Consider the following 13,523-nt stretch of genomic DNA (forward strand, 5'->3'; position numbering starts at 1 on the left):
GATATAATAGCAATGGCCGCGGTCATTCCGCGGCCACGCTGAGCTCCTCCGCGATCGGCTGCACCGCCCGGCCGATGCCGGTGTAGGTGAAGCCCGCGGCCGTCACCGCTTCCGGCCGATAGATGTTGCGCAGGTCGACGAGCACGTCGCCCGCCATCACGCCGCGCAGCTTCTGGAGGTCGAGCGCGCGGAACGCATCCCATTCGGTGACGATCACCAGCGCCACCGCATCCTTCGCCGCCTCATAGGGCGAGTTGGCGAACTCGGTGCCCGGCAGCAGCGGCCGCGCCGCCGCCATGCCCTCGGGATCGAAGGCGCAGACCTGCGCGCCGCCGTCCTCGAGCGCCTGGATGACCGCGAGGCTCGGCGCATCGCGCATGTCGTCGGTATTGGGCTTGAAGGTGAGTCCCAGCACCGCGACCTTGCGCCCGCGCACCGATCCGCCGCAGGCGGCGATCACCTTGCGCCCCATCGCGCGCTTGCGCGTGTCGTTGACCGCCACCGTCGCCTCGACCAGCCGGATCGGCGTGCCGGCGTCCTCGGCGGTCTTGACCAGCGCCAGCGTATCCTTGGGGAAGCACGAGCCGCCATAGCCCGGCCCGGCGTGGAGGAACTTGGACCCGATGCGGTTGTCGAGACCGATGCCGCGCGCCACCTGCTGCACATCGGCACCGACCTGCTCGCACAAATCGGCGACCTCGTTGATGAAGGTGATCTTCATCGCGAGGAAGGCGTTGGCGGCATATTTGATTAGCTCGCTCGTCCGCCGGCCGGTGAACAGGATCGGCGAATGGTTGAGGTAGAGCGGGCGATAGACTTCCTCCATCACCGGCCGCGCGCGATCGTCCTCGATGCCGATGACGATGCGGTCGGGACGCTTGAAGTCCTGGATCGCCGCGCCCTCGCGCAGGAACTCGGGGTTGGAGGCGACGGCGACCTCGGCATCGGGGTTGTGCTCGCGCAGGATGCGCTCGACCTCGTCGCCGGTGCCGACCGGCACGGTCGACTTGGTCACCACCACGGTGAAGCCGCGGAGCGACGGCGCCATCTCGGCGGCCGCGGCATAGACATAGGAGAGGTCGGCATGGCCGTCGCCGCGCCGCGACGGCGTGCCGACCGCGATGAACACTGCGTCCGCCTGCTCGACCGGCTCCGCCAGCTCGGTCGAGAAGGACAGGCGCCCCGCCGCGACGTTGCGCTCGACCAGCTCGTCGAGCCCGGGCTCATAGATCGGAATCTCGCCGCCCTTGAGCCGCGCGACCTTGCCCACGTCCTTGTCGACGCAGACGACCTGATGCCCGAAATCCGCCAGGCAGGCGCCCGACACCAGGCCGACGTAACCCGACCCGATCATCACGATCCGCATCGTGAATCTCCTCTAATATATGGTTTGAATTATGCCGCGCGACGCGGCTCGACCCGTGCTTCGAGCAATTCGTTCATGATCAGCTCGACATCGTCCGCCATCTCGTCGCGCGACAGCGCCATCGCCATGTTGGCGTGGAGAAAGCCGACCTTGTCCCCACAGTCATACCGCGTGCCGGCGAAGGTCAGGCCATGGAACGGCTGGTCGCCGATCATCCGCGCCATCGCGTCGGTGAGCTGGATCTCGCCGCCCGCGCCCTTCTCCTGGCCGGAGAGTATCCCCATCACCTCGGGCTGGAGGATGTAGCGGCCGATCACCGACAGGTTCGACGGCGCCGTGCCCGGAGCCGGCTTCTCGACCAGCCCCTTCACCTCGGTCAGCGGACCGTCGGCCGCGCCCGGCGTGATGATGCCGTAGCGGTGCGTATGCTCGTCAGGGACCACCTCGGCGCAGATCACGTTGCCGCCGACGCGGTTGTAGGCGTCGATCATCTGCTTGAGGCAGCCCGGTTTGCCGACCATGAAGTCGTCGGCGAGGAGGACGGCGAACGGCTCGTCGCCCACCACGTCGCGCGCGCACCACACCGCATGGCCGAGCCCCAACGGCTCCTGCTGGCGGACATAGGTGACCGCGCCCGGCCGGAGGCGCGTCGGCCCCAGGATGTCGAGCGACTTGCCGCGCCCGCTCATCGTCGTCTCGAGCTCGAAGGCGATGTCGAAGTGATCCTCGATCGCCGCCTTGCCGCGGCCGGTGACGAAGATCATCTGCTCGATCCCCGCCTCGATCGCTTCGTCGACGGCATATTGGATCAGCGGCCGATCGACGATCGGCAGCATTTCCTTGGGGATAGCCTTGGTTGCTGGAAGGAAGCGGGTGCCGAGGCCACCCACGGGGAACACAGCCTTACGAACCGGTTTTGCACTCATAACGGATACCTCCCGTCGCTGCGATGCAGCATAAATTCTACGTCATGACGTCGCAATTTCGGCTCGCCGTTCCGGTGGCACCGATGATCCGTATTTTCGCGAAAACAGACGCCGCGGGCGACTCAGCCCGTCGGATTAACCGACATGAGCAGCCAGTCGCGGAACGCGTGCATCGCCGGATCGGGGGCGCGGGTCTTGAGCCGCGTCAGCCAATAGCGGCCGGTCTCCACTTCCAGCGCGAACGGCCGCACCAGGTCGCCGCGGTCGAGCGCCGGCGCGAACATCGCCGGCGGCAACAGCGCGGCGCCGCTTCCCGCCATCGCCGCCGCGGCGGTCGTCACCGACGAATCGAACACCGGCCCATGCAGCGTGGGACAGGGCACGCCGGCCGCGTCGAACCAGCGCGACCATTCGTCGGGCCGGTAAGAACGCAGCAGCACCTCGCCCGCGAGATCCTCCACTCGCGCGATTCGCTCCGCCATCGCCGGCGCGCAGAGCGGCGTCAGCGGCGCGGCCAGCAACGGATCGGCCTCGACCCCGTGCCAGGCGCCGTCGCCGAAGCGAATCGCGTAATCGAGCCCCTCCCCCGCCAGATCGACGCGATTGTTGTTGGTCCGGATGCGCAGGTCGACGAAGGGGTGCGCGGCGTTGAACTCGGCGAGGCGCGGCAGCAGCCAGCCGGTCGCGAAGGTGCCGACCACCCCCACCGTCAGCACCTCACGCAGCCGCCCGCCGGCATAGCGGTCGAGCAGCGCCGAGATGCGGTCGAAGCTCTCGGCCAGCACCGGCACCAGCGCCGCCCCCTCATCGGTGAGCGCGAGTCCGCGCGGCAGGCGGTGGAACAGCTGCACGCCCAGCACGTCCTCCAGCCGGTTGACCTGGTGGCTGACCGCCGCCTGGCTGACGCAGAGCTCCAGTCCCGCACGGGTAAGACTCAAATGCCGCGCCGCCGCCTCGAAGGCGCGCAGGGCATTGAGCGGCAATTGAGAGCGATCCATTCACAGACCCCAATTTTTTGAGTGGCTCGGTCCAGTTATGATCGTTTGCGCGCCCGCCGGCCAGCCGACATCCTTGCGGCATCGACAAGGGAGGCGAAGACGATGGACCGGCGTGAGATGCTGTTGGGAATGGGTGGGCTTGCGGCGATCACGCTGATCGATGTTCGAGTGGGGCTGGCGCAGAAGACCGCCGATTTCGGCGGGCAATCCTTCGCCGAAGCGATCCGCCGGATCGAGGGTCGGACCGGCGGCCGGCTGGGCCTGGCGGTGCTCGACACCCACAGCGGCCGCCGTTTCGCCCATCGCGGTGACGAGCGTTTCGCGCTGTGCAGCACCTTCAAATTTCTTTTGAGCGGCGCGGTGCTCCACGCGGCCGACGCGGGGCGGCTCAAGATGAACCGGACGCTGACGGTGCGTCGCGCCGACATCCTCGGCAACTCGCCGGTGACGGAGCGGAACGTCGGCCGCGCGATGACGCTCGCCGAGCTCTGCCACGCGACGATGACCACCAGCGACAATGCCGCTGCCAACCTGCTGCTGCCGGTGATCGGCGGTCCGGCCGGTCTGACGCGCTTCGTGCGCGCGCTCGGCGACGATGTGACCAGGATCGACCGCTACGAACCGATCCTCAACGACGCGATTCCGGGCGACCCGCGCGACTCCACCAGCCCGCTGGCGATGCTGCGGTCGCTCCGCGCGCTGACGCTCGGCCGCGTGCTGACGCCCGCCTCGCGCCGCACGCTGACGGGTTGGATGCTGGCGAGCCGCACCGGCGCGACGCGCCTGCGCGCCGGCGTGCCCCGCGGCTGGCGCGTCGCCGACAAGACCGGCACGGGCCAGCGCGGCAGCAACAACGACATCGGCCTGCTGTTGCCGAACGGGCGGCCGCCGATCCTGGTGACGTCCTATCTCAGCGGCAGCACGGCGAGTTCCGACGCCCTCGCGGCCACCCACGCCGCGGTGGCGCGGGCGATCGCTTCGGCGGTGAATGGAAGCGCGATCGCCGCCTGAAATCCTTAATCCTCCTCCGCCAGGGGGAGGTGTCAGTCCCCGCGAAGGCGGGGACTGACGGAGGGGGAGGTCGGCGACAAACTATCGGCGTGCTTCCGCCCCCTCCGTCACGCTTCGCGTGCCACCTCCCCCTGGCGGGGGAGGATCGGAAAGAGCCTAAGCCGCCAGCCGCAACTCCAGCCGTCCCCAGATCTCGACCAGCGCATCGACCAGCTCGCGCATCATCGCGGTGTCATGCGTCGGTCCGGGGGTGAAGCGCAGCCGCTCGGTCCCCCGCGGCACGGTCGGATAGTTGATCGGTTGGACGTACACCCCATACTCGGCGAGCAGAATGTCGCTGATCCGCTTGGCCTTGACCGGATCGCCGACCATCAGCGGCACGATGTGCGTGACCGAGTTCATCACGGGCAGCCCCACCTCGGCCATCATCGCCTTCAGCTCCGCGGCGGCCGCCTGCTGCCCCTCGCGCTCGACGCTCGACTCCTTGAGGTGCCGCACGCTCGCCAGCGCGCCGGCGACCAGCACCGGCGACAGCGAGGTGGTGAAGATGAACCCCGGCGCGTAGCTTCTGATCACGTCGACGATCGTCTGGTCGGCGGCGATATAGCCGCCCATCACCCCGAACGCCTTGCCCAGCGTGCCCTCGATGATCGTCACCCGGTCGGCCACCGCATCGCGCTCCGAGATGCCGCCGCCGTGCGAGCCATACATGCCGACCGCATGGACCTCGTCGAGGTAGGTCAGCGCATTGTAGCGGTCGGCGAGGTCGCAGATCGCCGCGATCGGCGCGATGTCCCCGTCCATCGAATAGACGCTCTCGAACGCGATCAGCTTGGGCGTCTCGGGATCGTCGGCGGCGAGCAGTTCCTCGAGGTGCGCGAGGTCGTTGTGCCGCCACACCCGCTTCTCGCAGCCCGAGTTGCGGATGCCGGCGATCATCGAGGCGTGGTTCAATTCGTCCGAATAGATGATGCAGCCCGGCAGCACCTTGGCCAGCGTCGACAGCGTCGCCTCGTTCGAGACATAGCCCGAGGTGAACAGGAGCGCGCCTTCCTTGCCGTGCAGATCGGCGAGCTCGGCCTCGAGATCGATATGGTAATGCGTGTTGCCGCCGATGTTGCGCGTGCCGCCGGAGCCGGCGCCGACGTCGTGCAGCGCCTCCTCCATCGCCGCGATCACCTTGGGATGCTGGCCCATCGCGAGATAGTCGTTGGAGCACCACACGGTGATCGGCTTCGGCCCATTGTGTCCGGCGAAGCAGCGCGCGTTGGGGAACATGCCCTTGTTGCGCAGGATGTCGATGAACACACGGTAGCGCCCCTCGGCATGAAGCCGGTCGATCGCCTGCGTGAAGACCCGCGAATAATCGACCTTGCGGGCGCCCAGTTTCTCGTCGTTCATGGCCCGCCCCTCTACCGCAGCCGGCGCGCAGGGACCAGCGGACAATTTGCCCCAGGGCGCCCTGCTTCAGAACAATACCTTTCCCGCAGATTATGCTAGGTTATCCACATCGCGACAAACCGAGTCGAGTCGCGCGGCACGCCCCGCGACAAGCGAGTGGCTGTCTCTCTCCCTGATCGCGATGGGAGTGGTAGCATGACGAACGGATTGGACCTGGCCTATTACCGTCGCCGCGAGGCGCAGGAGCGCGCCGTGGCGGAGAGCTGCGGCGACATGATGACGCGCCGGCTGCATCTCGAACTTGCCGATCGCTATGCCCAGCTGGCCCGACTGATGGTCCCCAACGATCCGCCGGCCCCGTCAGCGGCGGCCTGACGCTTCATCCTCGAAACAACTTCGATCGTGCTCCTGCGAAGGCAGGAGCCATGGATCACGGGCGGATCGCTTGCGGCCCGGGCTCCTGCTTTCGCAGGAGCACCGAAGCGCCCCTAAAGCTCCGCCACCCTGCCGAGCCCGTAGCGCGCCAGCGCCGGCGCCAGGCTCCGCGCGCGATCGTCGAGCCGCGTGAACACCGCCAGCCCCTCGCCGGCGGTCTCGGGCCAATCCTGCCCCTCGGTCAGGTGCGCGATGCGGCGCGCGATTCCCGGCCCTCCGTCGACGAAACGCACCGGGCGCGGCGCGGCCGCCGTCAGCTCCTCCTCGACCAGCGGGAAATGGGTGCAGGCGTTGACGATCACGTCGATGCGCTCGCCGCCCGGCTGGCCGAACAAACCGTCCAGCACGCGCGCATAGGCGGCGGGATCGGTCGTCTCGCCCCTGAGCTTCGCCTCGGCCAGCTCGACCAGCTCGGCCGAACCGTGGCGCAGCACCAGGCAATCGGCGGCGAAGCGCGCCGCGAGATCGTCGACATAGGGCTGGCGCACCGTCGCGTCGGTGCCGAGCACGCCGATCGCCCGCGTCAGGCTCATCGCGGCGGCGGGCTTGATCGCGGGCACGGTGCCGACGATCGGCAGATCGAGCGCCGCGCGCACCGCCGCCAGCGCGATCGTCGAGGCGGTGTTGCACGCGATCACGATCAGCCGCGGGTCGTAGCGCTCGGCGAGCCGCCCGAGCAGCGCCGGCACCCGCGCCGCGATCTCGCTCTCGCTGCGCGTCCCATAGGGGAATCCCGCCGAATCCGCGACATAGACCAGCGGCGCGCGCGGCAGCAGCGCGCGGGTCGGCGCCAGCACGGAAAGCCCGCCCACGCCCGAATCGAAGAACAGCAGGGGACGGGTATCGCTCATCGCCGCGCCGCTTCGCGCAGCGTCGCCGCGCCGTCAAATATCAAATAGATGATCGGGATTATTGCGCCGCTGACGGGAGCCCCCTACCTTCGCCGCGGGAACAGGGGACAATGGCCGCGGAAATCGTCTGGATACCGCCGCTCGGCGCGCTGCTGCTCGGCTATCTGCTGGGCTCGATCCCGTTCGGCGTGGTGCTGACGCGACTCGCCGGAGCGGGCGACCTGCGCCAGATCGGCTCGGGCAACATCGGTGCGACCAACGTGCTGCGCACCGGCCGCAAGGGCCTCGCCGCGGCGACGCTGCTGCTCGATGCGCTGAAGGGTTTCGCCGCGGTCTGGATCGTCCACATGATCTGGCCGGGCGACGAGCTGCTCGCCGCGGCCGCCGCTTTCGTCGGCCATTGCTACCCCGTGTGGCTCGGCTTCAAGGGCGGCAAGGGCGTGGCGACGCTGATGGGCATCGTGCTCGCGCTCTACTGGCCATGCGGCCTCGTCTATGCGGCTGTATGGCTCGGGCTGCTCGCGGCGCTGCGCATCTCCTCGGTCGCCGGCATGGCGGCGGCGGTGAGCGCGCCGGTCAGCGCCGCGGTGTTCGGCCGCTTCGACGAGGTGTTCCTGCTGATCGCGCTGGCGCTGATCGTGCTGTGGAAACACCGCGACAACATCGACCGCCTGCTCTCCGGCACCGAGCCCAGGGTCGGCGGATCCAAGACCAAAACCGAGGCGCGTGGCTGAGGCGAGCGCGGCGGCAAGGCTGCGCCTGATCCGCACGCCCGGCGTCGGCCCGGTCACCTATCGCCAACTCGTCGCCCGCTTCGGCTCGGTCGAGGCGGCGATCGAGATGCTGCCGGCCCTCGCCCGCCGCGGCGGCGGCGAAGCGCCACGGCTGCCCGACGAGCGCACGATCGCCCGCGAGATGGCGGCGGTCGAGCGGCTCGGCGCCCGTTACTGGTTCGTCGACGACGATGATTACCCCCCGCTCCTCGCCGAGCTCGAGAACGCCCCGCCTGCGCTGATCGTCCGCGGCGAGCGGGCGCTGGCCGCCCGCACGGTGATCGCGATGGTCGGCGCACGCAACGCCTCCGCCGCCGCTTGCCGCTTCGCCCGCGGGCTCGCCGCCGAGCTCGGCCAGACCGGCGCGGTGATCGTCTCGGGCCTCGCGCGCGGCGTCGACACCGCCGCGCACCGGGCGAGCCTCGCCACCGGCACGATCGGCGTGATCGCCAGCGGCATCGACATTGCCTTCCCGCCCGAAAATGCCGAGCTTCAGGAGGAGGTCGCGCGCCAGGGCCTGCTGATCGCCGAGCAGCCGCCCGGCGCCGAGCCGCTCGCGCGCCACTTCCCTTCCCGCAACCGCATCATCGCCGGCCTCGCGCTCGGCACGGTGGTAGTGGAGGCGGCGCCACGCTCGGGTTCGCTGATCACCGCCCGCATCGCCGCCGAGGCCGGGCGCGAGGTGATGGCCGTGCCCGGCTCCCCGCTCGACCCGCGCGCGCAGGGCTGCAACCTGCTGATCCGCGAGGGCGCCACGCTGGTGCAGTCGGCCGCCGACATCCTGGAAGCGGTGCGCCCGATCGACCCCCGCGCGGTGCGCGCGCCGTCGCGCCCGTTCGATGCCGGCCCCGCCGCGGATCCGACCGATGCCGAGCGCCGCGCCGTCGCGGGGCTGCTGGGCCCGGTGCCCGTGGCGGTCGACGAGCTGGTCCGCCAGTCGGGCCTCGCGCCGGGCATCGTGCAGACCCTGTTGCTGGAGCTGGAGCTCGCCGGCCGGCTCGAACGTCATGCCGGCGGCCGCGTCAGCCTCCCCGCGTCGTAGGACGGATCGACCGTCAGCTTCGTAGGAAGCTCAGCCCTTTTCAATCCTCCCCCGCCAGGGGGAGGTGGCACGCGAAGCGTGACGGAGGGGGAGGAAGCGAGCCGATAGCGGTTGCCGTCCTCCCCCTCCACCGCCTTCGGCGGTCCCCCTCCCCCTGGCGGGGGAGGATTAAAGCCCTAGCGGCAGGCCGCCTCCACCGAATCGAGGCGGCACAAGGTCGCGCGATCCAGCTGCGCCATGGCCCAGGCCGCCTGGTCCTTCGTCGGTGTCAAACGGAAGGCGACCTGAAGAACATAGAGCTTGCTCTCGCCGGCAACGCTCCGCTGGAACATCGTCTCCGGCTTGCCGGTCTGCGGATTCAGCGGGCAGTCAATCCGGATATCCACGCCGCGCGCACCGGAGACCGGCGCACCCGCCTTCGCCCCGGGGCAGCTCTGGCTCCACAGGCCGGCCATGCGGTCGGCGAATCCTGCGGGGTCGAGCGGACCGGCGAAGGTGAGCGTCGTGATCATCCGCGTCCACTGCTCCACGGTCTCCCCCTTCGGCACCTGCTCCTCGATGCTCGTGCGGCCGTTGTCCTGCTGGTGCGCGACGACGAACCCGTCCGCCTTCGGCCAGACCAGCCTTTCGCCCGCCTGGGCGCCGAGCAACGCCGCGACGATCATCAGACCCCGCATCATTCTCCCCCGGTTCCGAAACCGCCCGGCTTGACGGAACGGCGCGCCGCCCTCACCTGACGCTCCCCGCTTGACGCCTCCCGCCGAGCCTCTCCACCCTCGCGCGTACACGTAAGGGACACGAACAGAAGCCCATGCAGCTCGTCATCGTCGAATCGCCCGCCAAGGCCAAGACCATCGAGAAATACCTCGGCAAGGACTATCGCGTCCTCGCCTCCTACGGCCATGTCCGCGACCTGCCGGCCAAGGACGGCTCGGTCGATCCCGACCAGGGCTTCGCGATGGAGTGGGAGACCTACGCCGACAAGACCAAGCAGCTGAAGGCGATCGCCGACGAAGCCAAGAAGGCCGACCGGCTGATCCTCGCCACCGACCCCGACCGCGAGGGCGAGGCGATCAGCTGGCATGTCCGCGAGGTGCTAAGGAACCGCAAGGCGCTGCCCAAGGACGTCGAGCGCGTCACCTTCAACGCCATCACCAAGCCGGCGATCCTGACCGCGATGGAGCATCCGCGCGATCTCGATATCGACCTGATCGACGCCTATCGCGCCCGCCGCGCGCTCGATTACCTCGTCGGTTTCACCCTGTCGCCGGTGCTGTGGCGCAAGCTGCCCGGCGCCAAGTCGGCTGGCCGCGTCCAATCGGTCGCGCTCCGCCTGATCGTCGACCGCGACCGCGAGATCGAGGCGTTCCGCGCCCAGGAATATTGGTCGGTCGAGGCCGCGTTCGAGCACGACGGCACCGCCTTCACCGCGCGCCTCACCACCTGGGAGGGCAACAAGCTCGACCGCCTGGCGATCGGCGACCAGGGCACGGCCGAACGCGCCAGGGCCGATGTCGAGGCCGGGCGCTTCACCGTCGCCAGCGTCGAGACCAAGCCGGCGACCCGCAACCCGCCGCCGCCCTTCACCACCTCGACCCTGCAGCAGGAGGCGGCGCGCAAATTGGGCTTCTCGGCGAGCCACACGATGCGGATCGCCCAGGCGCTCTACGAGGACGGGCTGATCACCTACATGCGGACCGACGGCGTCCAGATGGACGGCTCGGCGATCGACGCGGCGCGCAAGGCGGTGACCGAGCGCTACTCGGGCCACTACGTCCCCGAGAAGCCGCGCCAGTACCAGACCAAGGCCAAGAACGCCCAGGAAGCGCACGAGGCGATCCGCCCGACCGATTTCGGCCGCGACAAGGCCGGCAGCGGCGACCACGCCCGGCTCTACGACCTGATCTGGAAGCGCGCGCTCGCGAGCCAGATGGCCTCGGCGCGGCTCGAGCGCACCACGATCGACCTCGAGGACGGCACCGGCCGCACCGTGCTGCGCGCGACCGGCCAGGTCGTGCTCTTCCCCGGCTATCTCGCGCTCTACGAGGAAGGCCGCGACGACAGCGACGATGAGGATTCGCGCCGCCTTCCCCTGCTCCGCACCGGCGACGCGCCGGCCAAGACCGGCGTCACCGCCGAGCAGCATTTCACCCAGCCGCCGCCCCGCTTCTCGGAGGCGTCGCTGGTGAAAAGGCTGGAGGAGCTCGGCATCGGCCGTCCCTCGACCTACGCGTCGATCATCCAGGTCCTCAAGGACCGCGCCTATGTCCGCGTCGAGAAGAACCGCTTCTATGCCGAGGAATCGGGCCGGCTGCTGACCGCCTTCCTCGAACGCTTCTTCGAGAAATACGTGAGCTACGACTTCACCGCCGGCCTGGAGGAGGAGCTCGACGACATCTCGGGCGGCCGCGCCGAGTGGCAGGCGGTGCTCGACGCCTTCTGGCGCGACTTCAAGCCGCGCACCGAAGAGGTGAAGGAGCGCCAGCCGAGCGAAATCACCGCCGCGCTCGACGAATTCCTCGAGCCTTATCTCTTCCCGGCCAAGGCCGACGGCACCGATCCGCGCCTTTGCCCCAATTGCGGCGTGGGCCGGCTGTCGCTGCGCGGCGGGCGGTTCGGCGCCTTCGTCGCCTGCTCCAACTATCCCGAGTGCAAATACACCCGCCGCTTCGCCCAGCCGGGTGGCGCGTCGGGCGAGGACAGCGGCCCCGACAACCTCGGCACCGATCCCGACACCGGGCTGGAGGTGTCACGCCGCGCCGGACGGTTCGGCCCTTATCTCCAGCTCGGCGAGGGCAAGGACGCCAAGCGCGCCTCCATCCCCAAGGATGTCCCCGAGCCGGTCGAGCTCGAAATGGCGCTGAAGCTGCTGTCGCTGCCGCGCACGATCGGGAACCATCCGGAGACCGGCAACCCGATCACGGCGTCGATCGGCCGCTATGGCCCCTATCTCGCCCACGACGGCAAATACGCCCGCCTGTCATCGACCGCCGAGGTGTTCGAGACCGGCATGAACGCGGCGGTGGTCAAGCTGGCGGAGGCGGCGGCGAACGGCGGCCGACCCGCACGCGGCGCCGCCCGCGAGCCGCTCAAGGTGCTGGGCAAGCATCCGCGCACCGAGGCGGAGATCAAGCTGATGGACGGCCGCTACGGCGCCTATGTCACCGACGGCACCACCAACGCGACGCTGCCCAAGTCGGTCGACAAGGACCAGCTGACGCTTGAGGAAGCCGCCCAGCTCATCGACGCCCGCGCCGCCGCGGCGCCGGCGAAGAAGGGCAGGGCGGGAGCGAAGAAGAAGGTCCCGGCCAAGAAGGCGGCGAAGAAGAAGTAGAGTCCGGTGCTCCTGCGAAGGCAGGAGCCTTGGCCTCAAGCGACACGTCAGCGGCCACGGCTCCTGCCTTCGCAGGAGCACGAGCAGGGAATCAGGCCGCCAGCCGCGTCGTCAGCTGCAGCCACGCCCGCGCCGCCTTCTGCGCCTCGGCGACTTCGCGCGCGGTCATGTCCTCGGCGATCTCGGCGCGGCACTCCTGCGCGCGGGTGTTGCCCTGCATCGCCGCCAGGTTGAACCATTTGTGCGCCTCGATCAGGTCGACGTCGACCCCCTCGGCACCGCTCGAATAGGCCATTCCCAGCTCGAAGCAGGCGCGGACGTTGCCGCGCGCGGCCTGGACCAGCCGGCTCTCGATCAGGAAATTCGCACTCGTGAGACTCTGACCCATGATTGCTCCCCTTGGTCTTTCTCTCCGACCAGGGGTTCTGCAACCGGCGGCGTCACCAAATGGTTAACGGGGTTAACCCTGTCCGTTCACCACGACCGCGACATTGTCGATGAGGCGCGTGCCCCCGATCCGCGCCGCCGCCAGCAGCCGCATCGGCCGGGCCGGGTCGGGCTCGCCCAATGTCTCGGCATCGACCAGCGCGACATAGTCGATCGCGAAGCCCGCCGCGCTCAGCGCCTCGCGCGCCTGCGCCAGCGCCGCCTCGGCATCGCCGCCCTCGCCGATCGCCTTCGCCGCCGCCCCCAGCGCACGCGGCAGCGCCACCGCCGCGGCGCGATCCTCGGGCGCGAGGTACGCATTGCGCGACGACAGCGCCAACCCATCGTCGTCGCGCTGGGTCGGCACGCCGACGATCTCCAGCCCCATGTCGAGATCGGCCACCATCCGCCGGATCACCGCGAGCTGCTGGAAATCCTTCTCTCCGAACAGCGCGACGTCGGGACGGACCTGGTTGAACAGCTTGCTCACCACCGTCGCCACCCCGTCGAAGTGACCAGGCCGCGCGGCGCCGTCGAGCCCTTCGCTCACCCCCGCGACCGACACGTTGGTGGCGAAGCCCGCCGGATACATCTCCTCCACGGTCGGCATCCACAACAGGTCGACCCCGGCATCGCCCAGCATCCGCGCGTCGGCCGCCTCGCGGCGGGGATATTTGTCGAGATCCTCGTTCGGCCCGAACTGCTTTGGATTGACGAAGATCGACACCACCACGCGCTTCGCCAGCCGCTTCGCCTCGGCGACCAGCGCCATATGGCCGGCGTGGAGCGCACCCATCGTCGGCACCAGCGCGACCCGCTCGCCGGCGTCGCGCCAGGCGGCGATCTCGGTCCGAAGATCGGCGACGCGACGGATGGTTTGCACGGAGTTTGGCCCTTCGATAAAGCGCTGAGAAAGCGCGGCCTTCTATGGGGGGTGCCGACGGCGATCAAGCAGGGGAA

13 protein-coding genes are annotated in these 13,523 nt (G+C 69.4%); 5 read left to right on the top strand and 8 right to left on the bottom strand.

Features of this window, described 5'->3' with window-relative positions:
* Window positions 1-22: 22 nt before the first annotated feature.
* The 3 genes from AC2YHA_RS11365 to AC2YHA_RS11375 form a co-directional block, all read right to left on the bottom strand.
* Window positions 23-1,366, bottom strand: coding sequence for a UDP-glucose dehydrogenase family protein (locus tag AC2YHA_RS11365; RefSeq protein ID WP_487401587.1), 1,344 nt, complete (start codon window positions 1,364-1,366; stop codon window positions 23-25).
* Between the two features lie 29 nt (window positions 1,367-1,395).
* Window positions 1,396-2,292, bottom strand: coding sequence for a UTP--glucose-1-phosphate uridylyltransferase GalU (gene galU / locus AC2YHA_RS11370; protein WP_233785151.1), 897 nt, complete (start codon window positions 2,290-2,292; stop codon window positions 1,396-1,398).
* A gap of 122 nt (window positions 2,293-2,414) precedes the next feature.
* Window positions 2,415-3,290, bottom strand: a complete 876-nt coding sequence (locus AC2YHA_RS11375) for a LysR substrate-binding domain-containing protein (protein WP_487401588.1) — start codon at window positions 3,288-3,290, stop codon at window positions 2,415-2,417.
* A gap of 102 nt (window positions 3,291-3,392) precedes the next feature.
* Here AC2YHA_RS11375 and bla point away from each other — a divergent pair, with 102 nt between their 5' ends.
* The gene (bla, locus tag AC2YHA_RS11380) at window positions 3,393-4,301 is read left to right on the top strand and encodes a class A beta-lactamase (protein ID WP_487401589.1); all 909 of its coding nucleotides are present in this window, start codon (window positions 3,393-3,395) and stop codon (window positions 4,299-4,301) included.
* A gap of 156 nt (window positions 4,302-4,457) precedes the next feature.
* Here the strand turns inward: bla and hemA are convergent, their stop codons facing one another.
* Window positions 4,458-5,702 (bottom strand): 5-aminolevulinate synthase, encoded by a 1,245-nt coding sequence (gene hemA / locus AC2YHA_RS11385; protein WP_233785148.1) that lies wholly within the window; start codon window positions 5,700-5,702, stop codon window positions 4,458-4,460.
* Window positions 5,703-5,897: 195 nt separating this feature from the next.
* Between hemA and AC2YHA_RS11390 the strand changes: the two genes are divergently transcribed.
* Window positions 5,898-6,077 carry a hypothetical protein gene (locus AC2YHA_RS11390; protein WP_233785147.1) on the top strand — a complete coding sequence of 60 codons (180 nt, stop codon included), beginning with the start codon at window positions 5,898-5,900 and terminating at the stop codon, window positions 6,075-6,077.
* A gap of 113 nt (window positions 6,078-6,190) precedes the next feature.
* On the opposite strand, the gene murI is transcribed toward AC2YHA_RS11390, so the two are convergent.
* Window positions 6,191-6,988, bottom strand: a complete 798-nt coding sequence (gene murI, locus AC2YHA_RS11395; protein WP_487401590.1) for a glutamate racemase — start codon at window positions 6,986-6,988, stop codon at window positions 6,191-6,193.
* A 110-nt stretch (window positions 6,989-7,098) separates the two neighbouring features.
* Here murI and plsY point away from each other — a divergent pair, with 110 nt between their 5' ends.
* Window positions 7,099-7,722 (top strand): glycerol-3-phosphate 1-O-acyltransferase PlsY, encoded by a 624-nt coding sequence (gene plsY / locus AC2YHA_RS11400; protein WP_233785145.1) that lies wholly within the window; start codon window positions 7,099-7,101, stop codon window positions 7,720-7,722.
* A complete protein-coding gene (gene dprA / locus AC2YHA_RS11405; RefSeq protein WP_487401591.1) occupies window positions 7,715-8,803 on the top strand; it encodes a DNA-processing protein DprA in 1,089 nt (362 codons plus the stop codon). The genes plsY and dprA overlap by 8 nt, the downstream gene beginning before the upstream one ends.
* Before the next feature lie 176 nt (window positions 8,804-8,979).
* Here the strand turns inward: dprA and AC2YHA_RS11410 are convergent, their stop codons facing one another.
* A complete protein-coding gene (locus tag AC2YHA_RS11410) occupies window positions 8,980-9,468 on the bottom strand; it encodes a hypothetical protein (protein WP_233785143.1) in 489 nt (162 codons plus the stop codon).
* A 146-nt stretch (window positions 9,469-9,614) separates the two neighbouring features.
* Between AC2YHA_RS11410 and topA the strand changes: the two genes are divergently transcribed.
* Window positions 9,615-12,137 carry a type I DNA topoisomerase gene (gene topA, locus AC2YHA_RS11415; RefSeq protein WP_487401592.1) on the top strand — a complete coding sequence of 841 codons (2,523 nt, stop codon included), beginning with the start codon at window positions 9,615-9,617 and terminating at the stop codon, window positions 12,135-12,137.
* A 91-nt stretch (window positions 12,138-12,228) separates the two neighbouring features.
* Here topA and AC2YHA_RS11420 read toward each other — a convergent pair whose 3' ends face one another.
* On the bottom strand, window positions 12,229-12,525 hold the full coding sequence (locus AC2YHA_RS11420; protein WP_487401593.1) for a hypothetical protein: 297 nt from the start codon (window positions 12,523-12,525) through the stop codon (window positions 12,229-12,231).
* A gap of 72 nt (window positions 12,526-12,597) precedes the next feature.
* Window positions 12,598-13,446: a pantoate--beta-alanine ligase gene (gene panC, locus AC2YHA_RS11425; RefSeq protein ID WP_487401594.1), complete on the bottom strand. Its 849-nt coding sequence runs from the start codon at window positions 13,444-13,446 to the stop codon at window positions 12,598-12,600.
* Between the last annotated feature and the right edge of the window lie 77 nt (window positions 13,447-13,523).

The organism is Sphingomonas sp. SRI_018 (assembly GCF_057586275.1).